This is a genomic window from Cellulomonas humilata, assembly GCF_030814415.1.
GTDB classification, from domain to species: domain Bacteria; phylum Actinomycetota; class Actinomycetes; order Actinomycetales; family Cellulomonadaceae; genus Cellulomonas; species Cellulomonas humilata_A.
Map to the genome: position 1 here is coordinate 364527 of NZ_JAUSVB010000005.1, position 23817 is coordinate 388343.

Sequence of the window (23817 nt, forward strand, 5' to 3'; positions counted from 1 at the left end):
GAGCACTGAGTGATGTCGTCCTCCTTCCCCTGGCTGACCGCCCTGATCGTCGTGCCCCTGCTGGGTGCGGTGGCGCTGTGGTTTGTCCCGGCCGGACGCGCCCGAGCCGTCGCGCTCGGCGTCTCCCTGCTCGAGCTGGTGCTCGGCATCGCGGCGCTCACGGCGTTCGACGTCGCCGACGCCGGTGCCGTCCAGCTCCTCGAGGTGCACGGCTGGATCCCCGCGTTCGGGGTGTCCTACGCGGTCGGCGTCGACGGCGTGGGTCTGATCCTCGTGCTCATGTCCGTGCTGATCGTGCCGCTGGTGGTCCTGGCCGCCTGGCGCGAGCAGGGCAGCCTCACGGTGGCCTCCGACCAGCTGCGGCGCTACCTCGCGCTCGTCCTGCTGCTCGAGGCGTTCATCGTCGCCGTGTTCGCGGCCCGGGACGTGTTCTTGTTCTACGTCCTGTTCGAGGCCATGCTCATCCCGGTCTACTTCATGATCGGCCTGTTCGGCGGGGCCCAGCGGCGCTACGCGGCCGTGAAGTTCCTGCTCTACTCGCTGACCGGTGGCCTGATCATGCTGGTCGCGGTCATCGCCCTGTACCTGCAGGGACCGGGCGGACCGCAGGGCTTCCTGACGGAGAACCTCACGGGCATCACGCTGGACCCGACGGCCGAGAAGCTCATGTTCTGCGCGTTCTTCCTGGCGTTCGCCATCAAGGCGCCGATGTTCCCGGTGCACACCTGGCTGCCGGACGCTGCGCAGCAGGCGCCTGCGGGGACCTCGACGCTGCTGGTCGGCGTCCTGGACAAGGTCGGCACGTTCGGGATGCTCACGCTGTGCCTGCCGCTCTTCCCGAACGCGTCCCGCTGGGCCGCGCCGGTGGTCATCGTGCTGGCCGTCATCTCGATCCTGTACGGGGCTCTGCTCGCGATCGGGCAGAAGGACCTCATGCGGCTCATCGCGTACACGTCGGTGTCGCACTTCGGGTTCATCGTCCTGGGCATCTTCGCGTTCACGTCGACGTCGATCGCGGGCTCGTCCTTCTACATGGTCAACCACGGGCTCTCGACCGCCGCGCTGTTCCTGATCGCCGGGTTCCTGATCGCCCGGCGCGGGTCGCAGCAGATCGCCGACTTCGGCGGGCTGCAGAAGATCGTGCCGGTGCTCGCGGGGACGTTCCTGGTCGCAGGCCTGTCCGCGCTGTCGCTGCCGGGTCTGTCGACGTTCATCAGCGAGTTCCTGGTGATCGTGGGCACCTTCGCCCGGCACCCGGCCGCCGCGATCGTCTCGAGCCTGGGTGTGGTCCTCGCCGCGATCTACGTGCTGTGGACCTACCAGCGCATGTTCACCGGTCCCGAGCGACCCGAGCTGGCCGGCATGGTCGACGCGGGAACCCGGGAACGGTGGGTCGTCGCGCCGCTGCTCGCCCTGATGGTCGTGTTCGGCTTCGTCCCCGGTCCGGCGCTCGACCTGGTCCGCCCACCGGCGAGCGTCACGCTCGAGCAGGTCGGGGTCCAGGACGTGCCCGCCAATGCAGCTTCTGATGAAGGGAGCGACCAGTGACTGACTTCGTCGCACCGGCGGTCGACTGGGCCGCACTGAGCCCGGTCATCATCGTCCTGCTCGCCGCCGTGGTCGGCGTGCTCGTCGAGGCGTTCGTGCCGGCCCGGGTCCGCCGGACGGTGCAGCTGAGCCTCGCGGTCGCCGCGCTGGCGGGCGCCGTCATCGCGGTCGCCGCGCTGTGGAGCGGTGTCGAGGAGACCGGCGGCACGGTCGTGCTCGGCGGTTCCCTGCTGGTCGACGGGCCGACGCTGGTCCTGCAGGCCACCATCGCGCTGCTGGCGCTGGTCTCGCTGCTGATCATCGCCGACCGGACGGACACGGGTGAGGACGCGTTCGCCCCGAACGCCGCTGCCGTGCCGGGCTCCGACTACGAGGAGCTCGCGCGCCGCAAGGGCGTGCAGCAGACGGAGATCTACCCGCTGGTGCTGTTCGCCACGGGCGGCATGCTGATCTTCCCCGCCACGGGTGACCTGCTGACGCTCTTCGTCGCGCTCGAGGTGCTCTCCCTGCCGCTGTACCTGCTCACGGGGATGGCCCGCCGCCGGCGCCTGCTCTCGCAGGAGGCGTCGATGAAGTACTTCTTGCTCGGCGCGTTCTCCTCGGCGCTGCTGCTCTTCGGCATCGCGCTGGTCTACGGCTACTCGGGGTCCCTGCGGTACTCGGAGATCGCGGAGGCCACGCAGATCCCCAGCGGCCTGGACAGCCTGCTGCTGGTCGGCGCGGTGCTGATCCTGTCCGGCCTGCTGTTCAAGGTCGGCGCGGTGCCGTTCCACACGTGGACGCCCGACGTCTACCAGGGCGCCCCGACCCCGATCACGGGCTTCATGGCGGCGTGCACCAAGGCCGCCGCGTTCGGCGCGCTGCTGCGGATCGTCTACACGATGCTGCCGGGTCTCGCGTGGGACCTCGGCGTGCTGCTGTGGACGGTGGCCATCCTGACGATGGTCGTCGGCACGGTCGCGGCGCTGGTCCAGACGGACATGAAGCGTGTCCTCGGCTACTCCTCGATCGCGCACGCCGGGTTCATCCTCACCGGCATCATCGCGCTGAACGAGGCCGGCATCGTCGCGGTGCTGTTCTACCTGCTGGTCTACGGGGCCGCGACCGTCGGGGCGTTCGGCATCGTCTGGCTGGTGCGGGAGCGCGCGGGCGGGCACGACGAGTCCAGCCCGATCCTCGGCGAGGCCACGCACCTGTCGCAGTGGGCCGGGCTCGGCAAGACCCACCCCCTGCTCGCCCTGACGTTCGGGCTGTTCTTGCTCTCGTTCGCGGGCATCCCGCTGACCGCCGGGTTCGCCGGGAAGTTCTCGGTGTTCTCCGCTGCGGTCGAGGGCGGCGCGTGGCCGCTGGCGCTCATCGGCGTCCTGGCGTCGTCGGTGGCGGTGTTCTTCTACGTGCGGATCATCGTGCTGATGTTCTTCACGGAGCCGGCCGGCGCCGAGGGGGAGCCCACCGAGGCCGCCGCCCTGGCGCCGTCGGCGGAGGGCTTCGCCCTGGCCGGTGACGCGGCGGTGGCCGTCCAGGCGGAGCCGGTGGTCCAGGCGCGCTCGACCGTCACGACGACCGTGATCGGGACCGAGGGGTTCGCCGTCGTCGCGATCGCGGCCTGCGCGCTCGTGACCATCGTGCTCGGCGTGTTCCCGTCCCCGGTGCTCGACCTCATCGCGTCCGTGGCGACATTCCTGCCGTGACGCACGCCTGTCTGGCGGGATCGCTACGCCGGGATAGGTTCTAGCCGTGACTTCGTCGACGACCTTCCCGCTGGCCGATCCCGACCTGGCCGACCGGCTGGCCGTGCGACTCGCGCTGGTCGAGGAGCGTCTGCGGGACGCTGTGACCAACGTGGACCCGCTGGCTGACGACGCGTCGCGGCACCTGGTCAACGCGGGTGGCAAGCGCCTGCGCCCGCTGCTGACGCTGCTCGCGGCGGAGCTGGGCGACGGGTCGCGCCGGGAGGTGGTCGACGCTGCGGTCGTCGTCGAGCTGACGCACCTGGCCACGCTGTACCACGACGACGTCATGGACTCCGCGCCGCTGCGTCGTGGTGCCCCCGCGGCCCACGAGGTCTGGGGCAACTCGGTCGCCATCCTCACCGGCGACCTGCTGTTCGCGCGGGCGTCGGCGACCGTCGCCGGCCTGGGGCCCGACGCGGTCCGGATCCAGGCCGCCACGTTCGAGCGCCTGTGCCTCGGCCAGCTGCACGAGACCGTCGGCCCTCGGCCGGAGGACGACCGGGTGGCCCACTACCTGCAGGTCCTCGCGGACAAGACGGCCTCGCTCATCGCCACGTCAGCCCGGTTCGGCGCGATGTTCGCGGGCTGCCGGCCGGACGTCGTCGCCACGGTGACGGGCTTCGGGGAGAAGATCGGTGTCGCGTTCCAGCTGGCCGACGACGTCATCGACCTGACCTCGAACGGCGACGTGACCGGCAAGACACCGGGCACCGACCTGCGGGAGCGCGTGCCGACGATGCCGGCTCTCCTCCTGCGCGCCCGTGCCGCGCAGGAGGGCTCCTCGGACGAGGACCGCCACCTGGTCGGCCTGCTCGACGGTGACCTGTCGGGTGACGACGACCTGGCCGCCGCGGTCGCCGCGCTGCGCGTGCATCCCGTGGTCGAGGACACCCGTGCCCGGGCTGTCGCGCTCGCCCAGGCGGCCGTCCGCGAGCTGGACCCGCTGCCCGCCGGGCCGGTCAAGGACGCGCTGATCTCGTTCGCCGACGCCCTCGTGGACCGTGCGGCCTGACCGAACCCGGTCGGGTGAACGAGGGCGCGGAACCGCTCCACGATCTGGCACCATGACGCGCGGCACGCCGGTGGTCGGGCACGGAGGGAACCTGTGAGCACTGCGAGGAACGAGTCGGCAGCACCGGTCCCGTCCGCACGTCGCGCGACCGCTCGGACCGCGTCGTTCGCCGTCGCTCCCGGTTCCGTCGCCCCCGTCGGCAGGCGGGTCGCGGCGTTCGCGCTCGACCTCCTCGTCGCGCTGGTGGCCGTCGGCATCGGGTACGTCGTCGTCGCCGCCCTGGCCCCGCCCGCGGGGAGCCCGGTCCTCCTTCTTCCGCTGGTCCTCGGGATCGCGGTGGGTGTCAGCCAGTGGATCGCCGAGGCCCGGACGGGTGCGACGGCGGGGAGCGCGATCCTCGGCATCCGGACGCTGTCGGGCTCGACCGGACGCCCGGCCGGTCTGCTCGCCATCCTCGTCCGCCAGGTCGTGGTCGGCCTCGGGGCGATCGTCTGTGGCGTCGGCGAGTGGGTCGTCGTCGCCTCCGGCGCGTGGGACCACACTCCCGCTCAGCGCGGCTGGCACGACAAGGCGGCGGGCACGGTGGTCCTGCGGGCACAGGCCGTCCGACGTGCGTCCGCCCGGGGAGAGAGCGCGCCGGTGGCGTGGAGCTCGGCCGGGCCGCGCCACGTCGAGGGGGCACGACCGTCGGGGAGCGAGCCCGTGGGTCTGGTCCCGGTCGCGACGGCGCGGCCCGCTCCCGTGCCGATGCCCGGCGAGCTGGTCTCGGCACCGACGTGGGACGCCCCTCCGCCGCCGGACGTGGCGGCCCCGCCGCCCGCACCGGTGATCGAGGCCGTGCCCGACCGCGCCGCCGCAGGTGACTCGCCGCCCGCTGCCGCGCTGATCGACACCCCGGCAGAACGCCGTCCCGACCGGGTCGAGGTGGAGCACACGCGCCTGCGCCCGCCGGCTCCGGAGGGTGCGGCCCGCACGGGTGTGCGGCTCCGGTTCGACACCGGCGAGCAGGTCGACGTCACGGGGAACGGGCTCATCGGGCGCAACCCCGGCCCGGAGGCGGGCACCGACCACGTGGTGGCGATCGACGACCCGCAGCGGTCGATCTCGAAGGTGCACCTGGCATTCGGGCTGGAGGCGGACGGTCGGCTCTGGGTCATGGACCGCGGCTCCACCAACGGCACGGTCGTCGTCGGTCCCGACGGCCGGACGGCGGCGCTGGTCGCCGGGTCGCGGGCCACGGTCGCACCGGGGTGGATCGTCCGGTTCGGCCAGCGATCGGTGCAGGTCACGCAGCGGTAGCACCGCGGGCGTCGCGACCGGTCCGACTGGCTATGCTGACCGTCGACTCACGTCGAGCGGCCCCCCACGCCGACGCACCCGAAGGACGCCGATGACGCACCGGAGCCCCACGCGATGACTGACTCCCGCGTGATCCTCCGTGTCGGCGTCGCCACGGAGAAGGCCCAGCGTGTGCGCAACGAGGACAGCGTCTCCGTGGCCGACGGGCTCTACCTCGTCGCCGACGGCATGGGCGGCCACGAGGCGGGCGAGGTGGCGAGCAGGACCGCCATCGAGTCCCTGCGAGGGCTGGGCGCCGGGACGCCGACGCCCGCGGACGTCCGGTCGTCCGTCCGGGCGGCGCACGCGGCCGTCCGGGACCTCCCGGCGTCCACGGGCCGACGCCCCGGCACCACCGTGACGGGCGTCGTGGTGACGTCGCACGGTGAGACCCCGTGCTGGCTGGTGCTGAACGTGGGCGACTCGCGGACCTACCGGATGGCCGGTGGCGTGCTCGAGCAGGTGACGCGCGACCACTCGGAGGTGGCGGAGCTGGTCGAGCGTGGCCTGGTGGCGGCGGCGGACGCACCGCACCACCCGCGCCGGAACGTGGTGACGCGGGTGCTGGGCGGCGGGGCGTCCGACGTGGAGCCGGACGTCTGGCTGCTGCCGGTGAGCCCCGGGGACCGCATGCTCGTGTGCTCGGACGGGCTGACCGACGAGCTGTCCGACGCCCGCATCGAGGCGGAGCTGCGGGCCGAGGACGAGGCACAGGCCGCCGCGGACCGCCTGGTCGCGGCCGCGCTCGCCGCGGGTGGCCACGACAACGTCACGGCGATCGTCCTGGACGCGACCCTCAGCCCGCGCTGACCTCGGCCGCACGCCTGCTGAGCCGCTGCGCGCGGCCGGTGCGGACGCCGTCGACCGTGAGGATGCCGAGCGCCGTCCACACCAGGGCGAAGCCCCACCAGCGTGCGGCGGGCATCTGCTCGCCCAGGACGAGGACGCCGATGAGCAGCTGGAGCGTCGGGGCGATGTACTGGAGCAGCCCGAGCATGGACAGGGGAAGGCGACGGGCGGCGGAGTTGAACAGCAGCAGCGGGATGGCGGTGACGACGCCGGACGACGCCAGGATCAATGCGTGCGCTGCGCCCTCGGTCTCGAACGTCCCCTGACCGATGGCGCTCATCCAGACGAGGTAGCCGAGCGCCACGGGGGCGAGCACGAGCGTCTCGACGGCGAGCCCGGGCACGGCTCCGACGGTGCGCCCGACCCGGTTCTTGATGAGGCCGTAGAACCCGAAGGTGAGCGCGAGCACCAGGGCGATCCAGGGCAGCTGTCCGTAGCCGGCGGTGATGACCACGACGGCGGCGGCACCGAACCCGAGGGCCACCCACTGCACGGGCCGCAGCCGCTCGCGCAGGACGACGACGGCGAGCGTGACGGTGACCAGCGGGTTGATGTAGTACCCGAGGGCGGCGTCGACCACGCGGTCGGTGAGGATGCCGAAGACGAAGACGAGCCAGTTGATCGCCAGCAGCACGGCGGCCACCGCCAGGACCCCGAGCGTCCGGCGGTTGCGCAGTGCGGTGACGTAGGCGCCCCAGGTCCGCGTGGCGGCGAGCAGGACGAGGCAGAACAGCAGCGACCAGACGACGCGGTGCGCGATGATCTCGACCGCACCGGCCGGCTGGAGCAGCGGGAAGTACAGCGGGAGCACGCCCCACAGGACGTAGGCGCCGATCCCTGTCGCGAGGCCGAGCTGGTCGAGGGGCGCGGCGACCGGGCGGGCGGCGGTGGGGGAGTCGGGCACCCGACGAGCCTAAGGTCCCGGTTGACGGCGGGTGACACCTCCCCTAGTGTCCGTTTGCAGCAACTTTCACCGACGTTGCAGACCAAGTTTCGTGGCTCTGCAGCGCTGGTGCAGCGCGCCCTCCGCCGGGGATCCCGGTGGTCGGCACACCTACTCCCGGGGCCGGCCCGCCGGCTCCACCCGCGTTGCCGCGTGCCGGGCACCCCTCGGTGCGCGTCGTGCGGATGCAGGCCGGTCATCGCGACGATGCGGTGACCGCGAGCGGCCCGACGACGACGTCGGCCCCACCTCGAGGAGTGCTCCACGTGTCGAAGAACCCGCCCCGCCCGCGCCGAGCCGCTCTCGGCGCCCTGCTCGCCGCGGTCCTCGCCCTGGCAGGGCTGACCGCCGCCGGCGTGACCGCCGCCGGGCCGGCCACCGCCGCGCCCGCCACCATGCGACCCGCCGCCAACCTGTTCCAGTGGACGTGGGACGGGATCGCGCAGGAGTGCACCACCCAGCTGGGCCCGGCCGGCTACGGCTACGTCCAGACGTCCCCGCCCAACGAGCACGTGGTGCTCGCCGGCCAGTGGTGGACGTCCTACCAGCCGGTCAGCTACAAGGTCTCCTCCAAGCTGGGCACCCGCGCCGAGTACAAGGCGATGATCGACACCTGCCGCGCCGCCGGCGTCTCGGTCATCACGGACGTCGTCGTCAACCACATGTCGGGCCAGACCAGCGCGGGCACCGGCTGGGCCGGCACGGCGTACTCCGAGGAGCGCTACCCCGGACCCGAGGGCGGCTACGGCCCGCAGGACTTCCACAGCTGCAAGACCAACATCAGCAACTACAACGACCGCTACCAGGTGCAGAACTGCCGCCTGGTCTCCCTGCAGGACCTCGACACGGGCAGCGACTACGTGCGCTCGGAGATCGCGGCCTACCTCAACGACCTCATCTCGCTCGGCGTCCGCGGGTTCCGGGTCGACGCGTCCAAGCACATCGCCGCGGGCGACCTGGAGGCCATCCGGGGGAAGCTCACCGACCAGAGCGTCTACATCGAGCACGAGGTGATCGCCGGCGGCGGTGAGCCCATCCAGCCCGCGGAGTACTTCGGCTCGGGCGACTCCAACGAGTTCAACTACTCCCGGAACCTGAAGTCGGTGTTCCAGAGCGGCAACCTGTCGTCGCTCGGTGGTCTCAAGGACCAGTCCTGGCTGCTGCCGACCGACAAGGCCGCGGTGTTCGTCGACAACCACGACACCGAGCGCAACGGCGAGACGCTCAGCTACAAGAACGGGTCCGACTACCGCCTGGCGAACGTGTTCGCCCTCAGCTACCCGTACGGCTGGCCGACGGTCTACTCCGGCTACGCGTTCAGCAACAACGACGCCGGGCCGCCGCAGCAGGGCAACGGTGCGGTGGACGACGCCGTCTGCGGGCAGGGCACCTGGACGTGCGCGCACCGCTGGAACGAGACGGCGCACATGGTCGGCTTCCGCAACGCCGTCGGCACCGCGGCCCTGACGAACGTCTGGAGCGACGGCGGCCGGCTCGCCTACGGGCGGGGGTCGCTCGGGTACGTCGCGATCAACCGCAACGGCTCGGCGCTGCAGCGCACGTTCCAGACGTCGCTCCCCGCCGGGCGGTACTGCGACGTCATCAGCGGCGCGACGACGAGCGGCGGGTGCTCCGGCACGACGGTCACCGTGGCGTCGGGCGGCTCGGCCACGTTCACCGTCCCCGCCAACGGGTCGGTCGCTCTGCACGTCGGACAGCTCGCGGGCGGCACCGGAACCCCGACGCCGACACCGACGCCGAGTCCGACCGGTGCCTCGCAGATCTCGTTCGGGGTCAACGCGACGACGTCGTGGGGCCAGAACATCTTCGTCGTGGGTGACCGCGCGGAGCTGGGCAGCTGGAACCCGGCGAGCGCGATCGCGCTGTCGTCGGCCACCTACCCGGTCTGGCGGGCGAGCGTGACGCTGCCCGCCGGCACGGTCGTCCAGTACAAGTACGTGCGCAAGGAGTCGAACGGTGCGGTGACCTGGGAGTCCGGGTCCAACCGCACCGCGACGGTGCCGGCCAGCGGGGTCCTCACCTTGACCGACACCTGGCGCAGCTAAGGACGTTCCGGGTGCCGTCCCCTCCGTCGGGGGCGGCGCCCGGGACCGCGAACGGGGGTGGCGTCGAGCGCGTGGAGGTGTGCGGCGCCACCCCTCCCGCCGTCTCACGGGTGTCCAGATGCTGGCGCGCAAGCAAGGCGCGCCTCACCGCCGGTCCTACACTGGCCCTGAGCACAGTCCTGCACGGTGCCGTCGGTCGTGCCTGGCGTTTGCCGGGACCCGGCGCGTCATACCTCCCCGCAGGGCTCCCCTGATCGGAAGGCACCCGCGTCCCGTGAGCACCCCGACTCTGCGAGTGGCCGTCGTCGGCGCAGGCCCGGCCGGCATCTACGCCGCCGACATCCTGTCGAAGACCGACCTCGACGTCAGCATCGACCTCTTCGAGCGCCTGCCCGCGCCGTTCGGCCTCGTGCGCTACGGCGTCGCGCCGGACCACCCGCGCATCAAGCAGATCATCGTCGCCCTGCAGAAGGTGCTGGAGCGCGGTGACATCCGGCTGCTCGCCAACGTCGACTACGGCACCGACCTCAAGCTGGACGACCTGCGCCAGTTCTACGACGCCGTCATCTTCTCCACGGGCTCCATCCGCGACGCCGCGCTGCCGGTCCCGGGCATCGACCTCGAGGGCTCCTACGGCGCCGCCGACTTCGTGTCCTGGTACGACGGCCACCCGGACGTCCCGCGCACCTGGCCGCTGGAGGCCCAGCACGTCGCCGTCCTCGGCGCCGGCAACGTCGCGCTCGACGTGGCCCGCATCCTGGCCAAGCACGCCGACGACCTGCTGCCCACCGAGGTCCCGGCCAACGTCTACGACCTCCTCAAGGCCTCGCCGGTCACCGACGTGCACCTGTTCGCGCGCCGCGGCCCGGCCCAGGTCAAGTTCTCGCCGCTCGAGCTGCGCGAGCTCGGGCACGTCCCCGACGTCGACGTCATCGTCTACCCCGAGGACTTCGACTTCGACGAGGGCTCGATGGCGGCCATCCACTCGTCCAACCAGACCAAGCAGGTCGTCAAGACCCTCACGGACTGGACGCTCAAGGAGCCGGAGGAGAACACCGCGAGCCGGCGCATCCACCTGCACTTCCTGCACAAGCCCGTCGAGATCCTCGGCGAGGACGGTCGCGTCGTCGGCGTCCGCACCGAGCGCACCGCGCTGAACGGCGACGGCAACGTCACCGGCACCGGGCAGACGCACGACTGGCCGGTGCAGGCCGTCTACCGCGCGGTCGGCTACTTCGGCTCGCCGCTGGTGGACATCCCGTTCGACGACGTCGCGGGTGTGATCCCCAACCGTGAGGGCCGCGTGGTCGACGTGGACGGCGAGCAGCTGCAGGGCGTCTACGCCACCGGCTGGATCAAGCGCGGTCCCGTCGGCCTCATCGGGCACACCAAGTCGGACGCGTCGGAGACCATCCGGCACCTGGGCGAGGACGTGGCCGAGGGCGGCGAGGCGTTCTACACCGCCACCGACCGCGACCCCGACGCCGTCACGGAGTTCCTGCACGGCCGCGGCGTCGACGTCATCACGTGGCAGGGCTGGGAGCTCCTCGACGCGTACGAGCGCTCGCTGGGCGAGCCGCACGGCCGCGAGCGCGTGAAGCTGGTCCCGCGCGACGAGATGGTGTCGGTCTCACTCGGCCGCAGCTGACCACCGCACGATCCCTGAGCCCGTCCGGCACCAGCCGGGCGGGCTCAGCCCGTGATGCGGCGGAGGAACTCGCGCGTGCGCTCCTGACGCGGGTTCTCCAGCACCTGCGCGGGCGTGCCGCGCTCGTGCACGCGGCCCTCGTGCAGGAAGCAGACCTCGTCGGCGACCTCGCGCGCGAAGCCCATCTCGTGGGTGGCCACGACCATCGTCAGCCCGGTCTGCTTGAGCTCGGTCAGCAGCGAGAGGACCTCGCCGACGAGCTCCGGGTCGAGCGCGCTGGTCACCTCGTCGAGCAGCATGACGGCAGGCTTGCCGACGAGGGCGCGGGCGATCGCCACGCGCTGCTGCTGCCCGCCGGACAGCTCGTCGGGGAACGCCTGCGCCTTGGCAGCGAGGCCCACCCGGTCGAGCACCGCGAGCGCCTCGGCCCGGGCCTGCTCGGGCGACGTCTTGTGCACGAGCCGCGGGGCCAGCGTCACGTTGTCGATCACGCGGAGGTGCGGGAACAGGTTGTACGCCTGGAACACCATGCCGATCCGTGCGCGGACCTTGTTGGCGTCGAGCCGCGGGTCGGTGATGTCCTGCCCCTCCAGCTCGATCACGCCGTCGTCGACGTCCTCGAGCAGGTCGATGCACCGCAGCAGGGTCGACTTGCCCGAGCCGGAGGCGCCGATGAGCACGACGACCTGGTGCGCGTAGACGTCGAGGGAGAGGTCGTCGAGCACGACGTGGTCGCCGAACGCCTTGCGGACCCCGCGCACGGACAGCAACGGGCTCCCGAGCGACGGCGGGTTCCGCAGGCTCGGGTCCTTCAGGCGTCCGGGGCTCATCGCAGCGCCCCGCCGCCGGCCAGCGAGCTCTGCGCGCCGACCCAGCCCGAGCGTCGCGCCAGCACGCCCGTGAACCGGGTCAGGGGGATGGTCAGGGCCACGAACAGCACCCCGGCCACGACGTACGGCGTGAAGTTGGCGTAGCGCGCGGTCTCGATCTGCGCGGCGCGGACGGCGTCGATGGCGCCCAGGATCGAGATGAGCCCGGAGTCCTTGGACAGGGCGACGAGGTCGTTCAGGAGCGGCGGGACCACCCGCCGGACCGCCTGGGGGAGCACCACGTGCTGCATCGCCTGCGCCCGGGTCAGCCCGAGCGAGCGCGCGGCGGCGACCTGCGACGGGTGCACCGACTCGATCCCGGCCCGGAACACCTCCGCGACGTACGCCGAGTAGGTGAGCACGAGCGCGAGCGTGCCCAGTGCCACCGCGGACGTCGGGATGCCCTGCAGTCGCAGCCCGGGCAGCCCGAACCCGACGAGCAGCAGGACGAGGATCAGGGGCAGGCCGCGGAACACGTCGACGTACCCGGTGGCCAGCGCGCGGACGGGGAAGAACACGGGACCGCGCAGGGTGCGCGCGAGGGCGAGGCCCATCGCGACGATCACGATGAGGACCGCGCTGACGGCCATGACCCGGATGTTCAGCCAGAGCCCCTGGAGGATCGCCGGGAACGACTCCTGCGCCACCTCCCAGTCGAAGAACGACGCCTTGACCCGCGGCCACCCGGGGGAGGACGTGAGCGCGAGGACCGCGACGGCGACCAGTGCGATCGTCGACAGGACGGCGACCGCGGTGGAGCGCTGGGCGCGGCTGCGGCGGTAGGCGTCCCGTTCCTGCTGGCGCTCGGAGGGCACCCAGCTCACTGGAGGACCGGTGCACCCGCGGCGTCGGTGAGCCACTTCGCCTCGAGGTCGCCCAGGGTGCCGTCCTCGCTCAGGGCGTCGACCGCGTCGCTGACCGCGGCGGTCAGCGCGCTGCCCTTGTCCAGCACGAGCCCGAACTGGTCACCACCGGCGCTGTCCGGCAGCTGGCCGAGCAGGATCCCGCCGTCGAGCTCCGCCGCGGTGATGTACAGCGCGGTCGGCAGGTCCACGACGATCGCGTCGACCAGCCCGGAGGTCAGGGCCTGCTTGACCTGGTCGTTGTCGTTGAACGGCGACACCGGGGTGGTCGGGTCGATGGTCTCCTGGGCCGCGGTGAGGCTCGTCGTGCCCACCATCGCGCCGATCTTCAGCGCCTTGAGGTCCGCGAGCGTCGTCGCCTCGGCGCCCGCCGACCCCTCGAGCGTCACGACGGCCTGCGAGGTCGTGTAGTACGGCGACGAGAAGTCCAGGTTGGCCTTGCGCTCGTCGCTGATCGACACCTGGTTGATCGCGAAGTCGAAGTCCTTGGCGCCCGGCGCGATGATCTGGTCGAAGCTGGCGACGGTCCACTCGACGTGGTCCTTGTCGAAGCCCAGCTGGTCGGCCACCGCGTACGCGACGGCGGACTCGAAGCCCTCGCCGTTGGTGGGGTCGCTGTCGACGACCCAGGGCTCGTAGGCGGGGTCGGACGTGGCGATCGTCAGGACGCCGTCCGTGATGGTGGACAGCGAGCCGTCCGTCGCGGCGTCGGACGAGCCGGCGTCGTCGGTCGGGGCGCAGGCGACGAGCGCGAGCGCCGCGATGGCGGCGAGGGTGGTCCAGCGGGCTGTGCGCACGGCGTGCTCCGGGGTCTCGGGGTGGCGTGGGGGCCAGGATACGAGGGAACCGGTGCGCGACCGCGAGCGTTCCACCGGTGCACAGCGGTCACGAGAGAGAGCACCCATGGGTCACCGGCACTACAACGGCTTGAAGACGGCAGCACTGTTCGGCGTGATGTGGGCCGTCCTGCTCGGCATCGGGTGGTTGCTCGGTCGCGGCACCCCGAAGTTCCTGCTGCTGTTCACGGTCCTCGGGCTCGTCATGACGGCGTTCAGCTACTGGAACTCCGACAAGATCGCGATCCGCGCGATGAAGGCCCGGCCGGTGAGCGAGATCGAGCAGCCGGCGATGTACCGGATCGTGCGGGAGCTCTCCAACGCCGCCCGTCAGCCGATGCCGCGTCTCTACATCTCGCCGACGGCCGCGCCCAACGCCTTCGCCACCGGCCGCAACCCGAAGAATGCGGCGGTGTGCTGCACCGAGGGCATCCTGCAGATCCTCGACGAGCGCGAGCTGCGCGGCGTCCTCGGCCACGAGCTCATGCACGTCTACAACCGCGACATCCTCACGTCCTCGGTGGCCGCCGCCGTGGCCGGGGTGATCACCTCGCTCGCGCAGTTCGCACTCTTCTTCGGCGGCGGCAGCGACCGCGACCGCGGGGGGAACCCGCTCGCCGGGCTACTGCTCGCGCTCCTGGCGCCGCTCGCCGCGATGATGATCCAGCTCGCGATCACCCGCACGCGCGAGTTCGACGCGGACGAGGACGGCGCGCGGCTGACGGGTGACCCGCTCGCCCTGGCCTCCGCGCTGCGCAAGCTCGAGCAGGGCACCAAGGCTCGCCCGCTGCCGCAGGACCGCGAGCTGGTCGACGTGTCGCACCTGATGATCGCGAACCCGTTCCGCGGCGCCGGCCTGGCTCGGCTCTTCTCGACGCACCCGCCCATGGCCGACCGCATCGCCCGCCTCCAGGCCCAGGCCGGCCCGCAGGACGGCATCGCCCGCTACTGAGCGGTTCCCGCGAGCTCGGTGGTCGCCGCCCAGCCCGGTGTCTCGAACCACCGAGCTCAGCGACGAGCACCGAGCTGGGGCGGTGGGGTCAGCGGTAGTTGGTGAACTGCAGGTCGGCGTCGACGTCGGCACCCTTGAGCAGCGCGATCACGGCCTGCAGGTCGTCGCGGCTCTTGCCGGTCACACGCAGCTCGTCGCCCTGGATCTGCGTCTTGATGCCCTTGGGCCCCTCGTCGCGGACGATCTTGGCGACCTTCTTGGCGGTCTCGCTGCTGAGCCCCTCCTTGATGAGTGCCTCGAGGCGGTACTCCTTGCCGGACGGCTTGGGCTCGGGGCCGTCGTCGCCGCCGGTGTCCAGCGACTTCAGCGAGATGCCGCGCCGGATCAGCTTGGTCTGGAACACGTCGAGGACGGCGAGCACCCGCTCCGAGGAGTTGGCGATCATGAGGATCTTCTCGCCGCTCCACGCGATCGACGCGCCCACGCCCTTGAAGTCGTACCGCTGGGCGATCTCCTTCGAGGCCTGGTTGAGGGCGTTGTCCACCTCCTGGCGGTCGACCTTGCTGACGACGTCGAACGAGGCTTCGCTCGCCATGGCATTCCTCCTGCTGCCCGCGGCTACGCGGGACTGGTCGCTGGGGCGTTTCGCTAGCACCGCCCGGGTGTTGCTATCCTTCCACCCGCACGCTGCACGCGCGTTCGCCCCTGGGGCGTCCTCTCGTTCGGCAGGCATCCCCGGCGGGTTACCCGAGTGGCCAAAGGGGGCTGACTGTAAATCAGCTGGCAACGCCTACGGGGGTTCGAATCCCTCACCCGCCACGTTGCGATCACGACCCCGGACCTCTGCGGTCCGGGGTCGTGTCATGTCCGGGCCGCCCTGGCGCGTACTTCGCTGGGCCGGATGCCGAGAGCGGCGAGGAGTACCGCCGCAGGATCGGGCTCCTCGCGAGTGAGGAGCGCGAGGAGCAGGTGCCGAGGAGTGACCCGGCGGGACTTCTCGGTGGCCGCCAGCGCGTAGGCGAGCGGCAGGACCGCGCGGAACCCTGAGGTCGGCTGCCGGGCGCTGCGCCGGCTGATCGCGACGGTCCCGTCGAGGTCGGGGCTCGTGAGTCCGATCGCCTCCAGAGCCGCCCGGTCCAGCGAGCGCAGCTCGGACCGAGCGGTCTCCAGGTCGACGCCCACCAGCTCGGCGGTCGGGGGGTCGTGCAGCAGGCCGAGGAGCAGATGGTCGGTGCCGACGCGCCGGTCGCCGCGAAGAGCGGCCTCGTCGTCGCCGGCGGCGACCACCGAGCGTGCAGCGGGCGTGAGTCGATCGAACACGGAGGTTGCCTACTTCCCGTACTTGGCGTGCACCGACTGCCGGGCCACCCCGAGGGCGTCGCCGATCTGCTCCCAGGACCAGCCCTGCTCCCGGGCGAGGGCGACCTGCTGGGCCTCCACCTGCTCCGCGAGCCGCCGCAGGGCGCCGACGGCCCGCAGCCCGACGGCGGGGTCGCTGGTGCGGAGCTGGGCGGAGAGGTCGTCGGCCATGGTGTCAGTCTGGATTGACAAACGCTCGGCTGTCAATCCAGACTGACATGTCAGGCCAGACTGACGAACGGAGCAGATGATGGTGGTGGACGTCGAGGGTCTGCGCATGCGCTACGGCTCCAGGGACGTGCTGGACGACGTGTCCTTCGGCGTGGATCGCGGACAGGTGGTGGCGCTGCTCGGACCGAACGGGGCCGGCAAGACGACGACGATCGAGATCCTCGAGGGCTTCCGGAGGCGTTCGGACGGCCGCGTCGCCGTGCTGGGGGTCGACCCCGCGCACGGGACCGAGCAGTGGCGTGCCCGCGTCGGCGTCGTCCTGCAGTCGTGGCGCGACCACGGCAGATGGCGGGTGCGGGAGCTCCTCGCGCACCTGGGGTCGTACTACGCGCCGTACTCGACGCCGGACCACCCGCGCCCGTGGGACGCGGACGAGCTGGTGGCCGCCGTCGGGCTCACGGACCAGGCGAACCAGGAGGTCCGACGGCTGTCCGGAGGCCAGCGTCGTCGGCTCGACGTCGCGGTCGGGGCGGTCGGGCGGCCCGAGCTGCTCTTCCTCGACGAGCCGACCGCGGGCTTCGACCCCGAGGCCCGGCGGGAGTTCCACGACCTGGTGCGCGGGCTCGTGCGGGAGCACGGGACGACGGTCCTGCTCACCACCCACGACCTCGCGGAGGCCGAGACCTTGGCGGACCGCATCCTCGTGCTGGACGGCGGCCGCATCGTGGCCGACGGCACCGCGGCTGACCTGGCGCACCGGTTCGCGGGCGACGACGAGGTGCGCTGGACCGTGGGCGGCGAGCGGTTCGTGCGGTCGACGCCGCACTCCACCGCCTTCGCGCGCGAGCTGTTCCTCGTGCACGGCGAGGACGTCGCCGACCTGGAGATCCGGCGCGCGTCGCTCGAGGACTCCTACCTCGCGCTCGTGCGGCGGGCCGAGTCGGGACAGCGGGTGGCGTCATGAGCCCCGGGCTCTCGCGGGGCGTCATCGAGCTGCGGCAGTCCGTCACCGGTGCCGACCTCGTCGGCCACCTGCTCTGGCCCGTCGTGACGCTGGTCGCCCTCGTCCTGCTGCAGCACCGGGACCTCGGTGCCGGCCAGGCCCTGGGTGCGTTCGCCCTTCCCGGTGTCGTGGGGATGTTCGTCGCCCTCGGGATGCTGCTGGACGTCCAGTACCTCAGCGCCGACCGGGAGGACGGCACGGTGCTCCGCGCCAGGGCCGTCCCCGGCGGGATCACCGGCTACCTCGTCGGCAAGCTGGTCACCGTCTCCGGGACCGTCGGACTGTACGTCGCGGTCGTCGTGGCCGGGGGAGCCCTGCTGATCGACGGCGTCGACGTCCGGACCGTCGACTGGGTGACGTTCGCGTGGGTGCTCCTGCTCGGCCTCGTCGCGACGCAGTCGATCGGCCTGGTGCTCGGCGCGCTCGTGCGCAGCCCGCGCACCGCCGGGTACGTGTCGCTGCCGGTCGTGGGACTCATCTCGATCTCGGGGATCTTCGTCCCGGTCTCCGCGCTCGCGGCCGGGTGGCAGGCGGTCGCCCAGGTGTTCCCGGTGTACTGGCTCGGGCTCGGGATGCGCGCGGCTTTCCTCCCGGAGGCGGCGGCCGTCGCGGAGGTCGGAGGGTCATGGCGCCCGCTGGAGACCGCCGCGGTGCTCGGGGCGTGGGCGCTGGTCGGCGTCGTCCTCGCGCCCGTGGTGCTCCGGCGCATGGCGCGCAAGGAGTCGGGATCGAGCGTCGCGGCGCGACGGGACCGGGCGCTGCAGCGCGTCGGGTGACGGTGGCTGTGGGCGAAGGCTGGCAGGGTGGGCCCGTGCCCGAGACCACCCGCGAGTCAGCCCTTGCCGTCCTGCGCCGCCTCGTGGGCAACCCGGCCGCCGAGTTCCACGACGGCCAGCTCGAGGCCATCTCGACGCTCGTCGACGACCACCGCCGCGCCCTCGTCGTGCAGCGCACCGGGTGGGGGAAGTCGGCGGTTTACTTCGTCGCGACGATGCTCCTGCGCCAGCGCGGCGCCGGGCCGACCGTGCTGGTCTCCCCGCTGCTGGCCCTGATGCGCGACCAGGTCGCCGCCGCGGAGCGCGCCGGGGTCCGCGCCGTGGCGATCAACTCGACCAACGCGCACGAGTGGGACGAGCTCCTCCAGCGGCTGGGTGCCGACGAGGTGGACGTGCTGCTCGTCTCGCCGGAGCGGCTGAACAACCCCGCGTTCCGGGAGAACCAGCTGCCCGCCCTCGTGCAGCGCCTCGGCATGCTGGTGGTCGACGAGGCCCACTGCATCAGCGACTGGGGGCACGACTTCCGCCCGGACTACCGCCGCCTGCGCGACCTCATCGCCGAGATGCCCGCGGGGGTGCCGGTGCTGGCGACGACGGCCACGGCGAACAGCCGTGTGGTCGCCGACGTGGCCGACCAGCTCGGCACCGGCGGCGGCCAGGACGTCCTGACCATCCGGGGACCGCTCGCGCGTGCCTCGCTGCGCCTGGGCGTGCTGCGGCTGCCCACCGCCCGCGCGCGGCTGGGCTGGCTGCTCAGCCACCTCGGCGACCTGCCGGGCTCCGGCATCATCTACACGCTCACCGTGGCCGCGGCCCAGGACACCGCTCGCCTGCTGCGCGAGGCGGGGCACGACGTGCGCGCCTACACGGGCCAGACCGACCCCGCCGAGCGTGAGGAGTCGGAGGCCGCACTCAAGGCCAACACGGTGAAGGCGCTCGTCGCGACGAGCGCGCTCGGCATGGGGTTCGACAAGCCGGACCTCGGGTTCGTGCTGCACCTCGGGGCGCCCTCGTCGCCCGTGTCCTACTACCAGCAGGTGGGTCGTGCCGGCCGCGCGACAGCGAGCGCCGACGTGCTGCTGCTGCCCGGCCCGGAGGACCGGGACATCTGGCAGTACTTCGCGACGGCCTCGATGCCCGACGAGGACCGGGCGCAGCGCGTGATCGCCGAGCTGTCGGAACGGCCCTTGTCCACCCCCGCGCTGGAGGCGCGTGTCGACGTCCGCCGCACGCCCCTGGAGCTCCTGCTCAAGGTGCTCGACGTGGACGGGGCCGTCCGGCGGGTCCAGGGCGGCTGGGTGGCCACCGGACAGCCGTGGACCTACGACGCCGAGCGGTACGCGCGCATCGCCGCGGCCCGCCAGGCCGAGCAGGAGCACATGCTCGAGTACGAGCGCACCGACGGCTGCCGGATGGAGTTCCTGCAGCGCAGCCTCGACGACGAGACGGCCACCCCGTGCGGGCGCTGCGACTCGTGCGCGGGCGCCTGGTACCCCGTGGGCATCGCGGAGGGCGCGGCGGCGTCGGCGGAACGGTCGCTCGACCGCGTCGGTGTCCCCGTCGAGCCCCGCGCGCAGTGGCCGGTGGGCGCCGACCGGCTCGGGCTGCCGGTGCGCGGCAAGATCGCCGAGGGGGAGCGGGCCGACGAGGGCCGAGCGCTCGCCCGGCTGACCGACCTCGGCTGGGGGACCGCCCTGCGGGACGTCTTCGCGGCCGGCGCGACGGATGCGCCGATCACCCCGGCGATGCTCGCGGGCTGCGTGCGCGTGCTGGCCCAGTGGGGCTGGGACGAGCGGCCGACGGCGGTGGTCGCGCTGCCGTCGCGGCACCGTCCGCTGCTCGTCGACTCCCTCGCGCGGGGGCTCGCGGAGATCGGCCGGCTGCCCTATGTCGGCGCCCTGACGCCTCGTGACGGCGGCCCGACCGGAGGACCGGGCGGCAACAGCGCGTTCCGCCTCGCGGGCGTCTGGGGCCGCTTCGACGCATCCGCCCTGGCGCTCCCGGGCGGACCGGTGCTGCTCGTCGACGACCTCGTCGACAGTCGCTGGACGATGACCGTCGCCGCGCGCGAGGTGCGCCTGGCCGGCGCCTCGGCCGTGCTGCCGTTCGCGCTGGCGCTGCGGGGCTGAGTCAGTCGGGCGGCGCGCTCGTCGTCAGGCCGACCCCCGCCTGCGCGAGCCGGGCCACGGCACGCAGCGTGGTCGGTGCCGCCACGGCGGCGGTCAGGTCGAGCAGCACGCTGGCGCCGAAGCCCGCCGCCCGCGCGTCCGACGCGGTCGCGGCGACGCAGTGGTCGGTGGCGAGCCCGACGACGTCGACGTCGGTGACGCCCGCCGCGGTCAGGACGTCGGCGAGCGGCGCGTCGTCCGTCCCGACGACCTGACCCTCGAACCCGGAGTAGTCCTGGCGCCCCTGACCTTTGCGGACGTGCACGGTGCGCTCGGGCAGCTCCAGGTCCGGGTGGTACGCCGCCCCGGGGGTGTCGGCGACGCAGTGCACCGGCCAGGTGGACACGTAGTCGGGCTCGGCGCCGACCGCGAAGTGACCGTCGTTGGTGTCCGGGAGCGGCGCGTGCCAGTCCCGCGTCGCCACGACGACGGCGTACCGGTCGGCCTGCTGCTCCACGTAGCGGGATACCCCGCGGGCGACGGCGCCGCCGCCGGTGACGGCGAGCGCTCCGCCCTCGCAGAAGTCGTTCTGGACGTCGACGACGATCAGTGCCCGGGTGCCCACGCACCCATCATGCGCCTGACGTCAGGACGCCGCGCCGCACGTGTAGGTGCCCTCGAGGATGGAGACGGTGTTGCCGTCGTACAGGGTGTCGAACGTGCCCGCGTCCTGCGCGGTCGCGAACACGACGCCGACGCCGAGCGGGTCCGCGAACCCGGTGAGACCGGCCAGCATCTCCTCGGCCCCGCTCTGGCAGGCGGGGTCCCAGGGGAGGGTCTGGTAGCCCAGCGTGGCCAGCGAGTCGATCGACGGCTGGAGGGTGGTGGTGTCCCCGTCGCCGGTCTCCACGACGTCGGTCCAGACGACGAACAGCGGCTCGGTCGTCGTGGTCGGGTCGATCGCCGTGGGCCATGCCGGGGTGGTCGCGGCGACCGCGGTGTCCGCGTCGGTGTCGTCGTCGCCGCCGCCACCCGTGCAGGCGGCGGTGCTGAGCAGGGCGGCGGAGAGCGTGAGGGCAGCAACGATGCTGCGTCGGGGCTGGCGCATGGGCGGGATCGTGGCACGCGGAGACCGGCAACGACCATGAGATGAATCGTTTAGGCAGGGCGCCGTGCGACCGGCTGCCGGAGCCGATTTCGCGAGCACCCCGCAGCCCGTGTAACCTTGCTCGCGCTGCCCCGATAGCTCAGTCGGCAGAGCGTCTCCATGGTAAGGAGAAGGTCAAGGGTTCGATTCCCTTTCGGGGCTCTGTGGTGTGTTCGAAGGAAGTGCCGTGTTTCCGCGGCACGGACCTTGGGCACATCGACATGGCGGGGTAGCTCAGGTGGTTAGAGCACACGGCTCATAATCGTGGTGTCGCGGGTTCGAGTCCCGCTCCCGCTACTTCCAGTGACACAACAGCGCGTCGGCCGGCGCGCAATGACGAGATCGCATGCATCCCGTACCGGGTGCGAGAGGTGGCAAGACCATGGCCAGCAAGAGCTCGGACGTCCGTCCGAAGATCACGCTCGCGTGCACGGAGTGCAAGGAGCGGAACTACATCACCAAGAAGAACCGTCGGAACGACCCCGACCGTCTCGAGATGAAGAAGTTCTGCCCGCGCGACAACCGTCACACCCTGCACCGCGAGACCCGCTGACCTCGGACCGATGCCGGTCGACGTCGGTTACGCGGGTCGTCAGTACCCGCCGACCGCTGCCTACGAGGTAGGCCGCCAGAAGCTGCAGGAGTTCGCCGACGCGGTCGGCGCCTCCCACCAGGCCCACACGGATCCGTCGGTGGCGCGCACGCTCGGGTATCCCGACGTCATCGCGCCGCCGACGTTCGCCGTCGTCGTGGCCCAGCGGGCCGAGGCCCAGCTGTTCGAGGACCCCGCTGCGGGGATCGACTTCAGCCGCGTCGTGCACGCCGACGAGCGCTTCACGCACCACCGTCCCATCCACGCGGGCGACCGCCTGGTCACGGTGCTGCACGTCGACTCCATCACCGTGCGCGCCGGGCTGGCGATGATCACCACCCGCGCCGAGATCTCGGCGGAGGACGGCGAGCCGGTGTGCACCGTCGTCTCCACGCTCGCCGTGCGTCCGGAGGAGTCATGACGAACCCGCTGGCCGTCGGCGACGAGGTCGCCCGCCAGGAGATCACCGTCGACCGCGCCCGCCTCGTCCGATACGCCGGTGCGAGCGGGGACTTCAACCCGATCCACTGGAACGACCGCGTCGCCACCGCGGTCGGCCTGCCGGGCGTCATCGCGCACGGCATGTGGACCATGGGGGCGGCATCGAGCGTCGTCGCCGACTGGATCGGCGACCCGGGAGCGGTCCTCGACTACCAGGTGCGCTTCACGCGCCCGGTCCCCGTGCCGGACCCGGGTGCGGCGACCATCGAGGTGACCGCCGTCGTCGGCGCCCTCGACCCCGAGGCCGGGACGGCTCGCATCGACCTCACGGTCGCGGTGGACGGTGTCCGGGTGCTCGGCAAGGCGCAGGCGCTGGTCCGCCTCAGCTGAGGTCGGGCGCCGGCCCTGTCGTCGTCCCGATCCGCAGGGTCACCGGCAGCTCGCGCGTCGACGGTCCCGCACCGGACAGGAAGTCCTCGACGGCGTGCCCGACGGCGGCACCCTTCTCCGCGAGCGGCTGCACCACGGTGGTCAGCACGTCCGGGGCGAGCCAGGGCAGGTCCAGCCCGTCGAACCCGCTGACGGACACGTCCTCGGGCACGCGCAGCCCGAGCTCACGCGCTGCGAGGACCACGCCGGAGGCGAGCAGGTCGGACTGGCAGGCGATGGCCGTCGGGCGGTCCGGGGTGGACAGCAGGGCGGTCCCGGCGGCGCGGCCGTGCTCGACCAGCGACGCGGGTGTCGCCCAGATCGCCACGGGCGTCACGCCCGCGTCGGTCACGCCTGCGAGGCGACGCCGGGTGATCTCCCAGTCGAGGTGGTCCAGGTGGTCGGACGGGACCAGGCCCTCGGTGCGGCAGCGGTCGAAGGGCAGGGTCACGGTCGCGATCCTCGTGTGGCCGAGCTCCAGCAGGTGCTCCGTGGCCCGGCGCATCCCGCCGCGGTCGTCGATGCCGACCGAGGCCACGTCCGGGGCGGGCTGGCCCTCGACGAGCACGGTCGGGGTCCCTCGCCGACGCAGGGCGCCGAGCATCGGGTCGTCGGTGGTGCCGCCCCACATGATCACGGCGACGTCCATGGCGGCCGTCTCGAGGAGCGGGTCCACCGCGGGGCCGCTCGGGTCGCTCGACCCGGGGATGAGCAGGACGCCGAGGTCGAGCGGGCCGAGGGTGCTGACCAGCCCGTCGAGCACCTGGATCGAGACCGGGTCACGGAACGCCCGGCGCAGCGAGTCGCCGACCACGACGCCGACGATCCCGGACCGGCCACGGCGCAGCTGGCGTCCGAGCGGGTTGGGCCCGGAGTAGTCGAGCGCGGCGGCGGCGTCCAGCACCCGCTGACGCGTGGCAGCGGCGATCGGGCCGGCGCCGGAGAACGCGAGCGACGCGGTCGACACGGAGACGTGCGCGGCGGCGGCGACGTCGGCCAGGGTGGGGCGTTGCGGAGACAGGGTCGGACCTCCGGTTCGGCGTCGCGGGACCAGGGGAGCGCGACGCGCGGGCAGCGCGCACAGGTTTGACGCAGCGGCCAGCGTACCCGCAGAATGACGGCGTCCCTCAAATC

Annotated in this window: 24 protein-coding genes and 3 tRNA genes; 17 read left to right on the plus strand and 10 right to left on the minus strand. The window is 72.5% G+C overall.

Annotated features, from left to right (window positions below; genetic code table 11):
* Positions 1-12: 12 nt before the first annotated feature.
* The 5 genes from J2X26_RS18025 to J2X26_RS18045 all read left to right on the plus strand — a co-directional run bounded on the left by J2X26_RS18025 (position 13) and on the right by J2X26_RS18045 (position 6441).
* On the plus strand, positions 13-1548 hold the full coding sequence (locus J2X26_RS18025; RefSeq protein WP_307494084.1) for an NADH-quinone oxidoreductase subunit M: 1536 nt from the start codon (positions 13-15) through the stop codon (positions 1546-1548).
* Positions 1545-3239, plus strand: a complete 1695-nt coding sequence (gene nuoN, locus J2X26_RS18030; RefSeq protein ID WP_307494085.1) for an NADH-quinone oxidoreductase subunit NuoN — start codon at positions 1545-1547, stop codon at positions 3237-3239. Before J2X26_RS18025 ends, nuoN begins: the two co-directional genes overlap by 4 nt.
* Positions 3240-3285: 46 nt before the next feature.
* Positions 3286-4293: a polyprenyl synthetase family protein gene (locus J2X26_RS18035; protein ID WP_307494086.1), complete on the plus strand. Its 1008-nt coding sequence runs from the start codon at positions 3286-3288 to the stop codon at positions 4291-4293.
* A gap of 93 nt (positions 4294-4386) precedes the next feature.
* Positions 4387-5592, plus strand: a complete 1206-nt coding sequence (locus J2X26_RS18040; protein ID WP_307494087.1) for an RDD family protein — start codon at positions 4387-4389, stop codon at positions 5590-5592.
* A 114-nt stretch (positions 5593-5706) separates the two neighbouring features.
* Positions 5707-6441 (plus strand): PP2C family protein-serine/threonine phosphatase, encoded by a 735-nt coding sequence (locus tag J2X26_RS18045; RefSeq protein ID WP_307494088.1) that lies wholly within the window; start codon positions 5707-5709, stop codon positions 6439-6441.
* On the opposite strand, the gene rarD is transcribed toward J2X26_RS18045, so the two are convergent.
* Positions 6428-7384 carry an EamA family transporter RarD gene (gene rarD / locus J2X26_RS18050; RefSeq protein ID WP_307494089.1) on the minus strand — a complete coding sequence of 319 codons (957 nt, stop codon included), beginning with the start codon at positions 7382-7384 and terminating at the stop codon, positions 6428-6430. The genes J2X26_RS18045 and rarD overlap by 14 nt on opposite strands.
* A gap of 305 nt (positions 7385-7689) precedes the next feature.
* On the opposite strand from rarD, the gene J2X26_RS18055 reads away from it, so the two are divergent.
* On the plus strand, positions 7690-9489 hold the full coding sequence (locus J2X26_RS18055) for a carbohydrate-binding module family 20 domain-containing protein (protein ID WP_307494090.1): 1800 nt from the start codon (positions 7690-7692) through the stop codon (positions 9487-9489).
* 274 nt (positions 9490-9763) lie between these two features.
* Positions 9764-11137: an FAD-dependent oxidoreductase gene (locus J2X26_RS18060; RefSeq protein WP_307494091.1), complete on the plus strand. Its 1374-nt coding sequence runs from the start codon at positions 9764-9766 to the stop codon at positions 11135-11137.
* A gap of 44 nt (positions 11138-11181) precedes the next feature.
* On the opposite strand, the gene J2X26_RS18065 is transcribed toward J2X26_RS18060, so the two are convergent.
* From J2X26_RS18065 to J2X26_RS18075, 3 genes are read right to left on the minus strand one after another with little or no spacing between them, the layout of a single operon-like run.
* Positions 11182-11967, minus strand: coding sequence for an amino acid ABC transporter ATP-binding protein (locus J2X26_RS18065; protein ID WP_307494092.1), 786 nt, complete (start codon positions 11965-11967; stop codon positions 11182-11184).
* A complete protein-coding gene (locus J2X26_RS18070; RefSeq protein WP_439897872.1) occupies positions 11964-12830 on the minus strand; it encodes an amino acid ABC transporter permease in 867 nt (288 codons plus the stop codon). The genes J2X26_RS18065 and J2X26_RS18070 overlap by 4 nt, the downstream gene beginning before the upstream one ends.
* The gene (locus J2X26_RS18075; protein ID WP_307494094.1) at positions 12827-13666 is read right to left on the minus strand and encodes an ABC transporter substrate-binding protein; all 840 of its coding nucleotides are present in this window, start codon (positions 13664-13666) and stop codon (positions 12827-12829) included. Before J2X26_RS18075 ends, J2X26_RS18070 begins: the two co-directional genes overlap by 4 nt.
* 106 nt (positions 13667-13772) lie before the next feature.
* Between J2X26_RS18075 and htpX the strand changes: the two genes are divergently transcribed.
* Positions 13773-14657 carry a zinc metalloprotease HtpX gene (htpX, locus tag J2X26_RS18080; protein ID WP_307494095.1) on the plus strand — a complete coding sequence of 295 codons (885 nt, stop codon included), beginning with the start codon at positions 13773-13775 and terminating at the stop codon, positions 14655-14657.
* An 88-nt stretch (positions 14658-14745) separates the two neighbouring features.
* Here the strand turns inward: htpX and J2X26_RS18085 are convergent, their stop codons facing one another.
* Complete coding sequence (locus J2X26_RS18085) at positions 14746-15252, minus strand: YajQ family cyclic di-GMP-binding protein (protein WP_055912086.1); 507 nt, start codon at positions 15250-15252, stop codon at positions 14746-14748.
* A 142-nt stretch (positions 15253-15394) separates the two neighbouring features.
* Here J2X26_RS18085 and J2X26_RS18090 point away from each other — a divergent pair.
* Positions 15395-15476: transfer RNA gene (locus J2X26_RS18090), tRNA-Tyr, on the plus strand.
* A gap of 42 nt (positions 15477-15518) precedes the next feature.
* On the opposite strand, the gene J2X26_RS18095 is transcribed toward J2X26_RS18090, so the two are convergent.
* Positions 15519-15977 (minus strand): Clp protease N-terminal domain-containing protein, encoded by a 459-nt coding sequence (locus J2X26_RS18095; protein WP_307494096.1) that lies wholly within the window; start codon positions 15975-15977, stop codon positions 15519-15521.
* A gap of 9 nt (positions 15978-15986) precedes the next feature.
* Complete coding sequence (locus tag J2X26_RS18100) at positions 15987-16187, minus strand: helix-turn-helix domain-containing protein (RefSeq protein ID WP_307494097.1); 201 nt, start codon at positions 16185-16187, stop codon at positions 15987-15989.
* A gap of 79 nt (positions 16188-16266) precedes the next feature.
* Here J2X26_RS18100 and J2X26_RS18105 point away from each other — a divergent pair, with 79 nt between their 5' ends.
* Genes J2X26_RS18105 through J2X26_RS18115 form a run of 3 tightly spaced genes read left to right on the plus strand, consistent with a single transcriptional unit; the run spans position 16267 to position 20095 of the window.
* On the plus strand, positions 16267-17151 hold the full coding sequence (locus J2X26_RS18105; protein ID WP_307494098.1) for an ABC transporter ATP-binding protein: 885 nt from the start codon (positions 16267-16269) through the stop codon (positions 17149-17151).
* The gene (locus J2X26_RS18110; protein WP_307494099.1) at positions 17148-17966 is read left to right on the plus strand and encodes an ABC transporter permease; all 819 of its coding nucleotides are present in this window, start codon (positions 17148-17150) and stop codon (positions 17964-17966) included. Before J2X26_RS18105 ends, J2X26_RS18110 begins: the two co-directional genes overlap by 4 nt.
* Positions 17967-18001: 35 nt before the next feature.
* A complete protein-coding gene (locus tag J2X26_RS18115; protein WP_307494100.1) occupies positions 18002-20095 on the plus strand; it encodes a RecQ family ATP-dependent DNA helicase in 2094 nt (697 codons plus the stop codon).
* A gap of 1 nt (position 20096) precedes the next feature.
* On the opposite strand, the gene J2X26_RS18120 is transcribed toward J2X26_RS18115, so the two are convergent.
* Positions 20097-20699, minus strand: coding sequence for an isochorismatase family protein (locus J2X26_RS18120; RefSeq protein WP_307494102.1), 603 nt, complete (start codon positions 20697-20699; stop codon positions 20097-20099).
* A 21-nt stretch (positions 20700-20720) separates the two neighbouring features.
* Positions 20721-21182 (minus strand): hypothetical protein, encoded by a 462-nt coding sequence (locus J2X26_RS18125; protein WP_307494103.1) that lies wholly within the window; start codon positions 21180-21182, stop codon positions 20721-20723.
* 128 nt (positions 21183-21310) lie between these two features.
* Here J2X26_RS18125 and J2X26_RS18130 point away from each other — a divergent pair.
* The 5 genes from J2X26_RS18130 to J2X26_RS18150 all read left to right on the plus strand — a co-directional run bounded on the left by J2X26_RS18130 (position 21311) and on the right by J2X26_RS18150 (position 22644).
* Positions 21311-21383: transfer RNA gene (locus J2X26_RS18130), tRNA-Thr, on the plus strand.
* Between the two features lie 61 nt (positions 21384-21444).
* A tRNA-Met gene (locus tag J2X26_RS18135) sits at positions 21445-21518 on the plus strand.
* Between the two features lie 85 nt (positions 21519-21603).
* Positions 21604-21774, plus strand: a complete 171-nt coding sequence (gene rpmG, locus J2X26_RS18140; RefSeq protein WP_029290226.1) for a 50S ribosomal protein L33 — start codon at positions 21604-21606, stop codon at positions 21772-21774.
* Between the two features lie 10 nt (positions 21775-21784).
* A complete protein-coding gene (locus J2X26_RS18145) occupies positions 21785-22234 on the plus strand; it encodes an FAS1-like dehydratase domain-containing protein (RefSeq protein WP_307494104.1) in 450 nt (149 codons plus the stop codon).
* On the plus strand, positions 22231-22644 hold the full coding sequence (locus J2X26_RS18150) for a MaoC family dehydratase (protein ID WP_307494105.1): 414 nt from the start codon (positions 22231-22233) through the stop codon (positions 22642-22644). Before J2X26_RS18145 ends, J2X26_RS18150 begins: the two co-directional genes overlap by 4 nt.
* On the opposite strand, the gene J2X26_RS18155 is transcribed toward J2X26_RS18150, so the two are convergent.
* Positions 22637-23704, minus strand: a complete 1068-nt coding sequence (locus tag J2X26_RS18155; protein ID WP_307494164.1) for a LacI family DNA-binding transcriptional regulator — start codon at positions 23702-23704, stop codon at positions 22637-22639. The two genes, J2X26_RS18150 and J2X26_RS18155, sit on opposite strands and share 8 nt — an antisense overlap.
* Between the last annotated feature and the right edge of the window lie 113 nt (positions 23705-23817).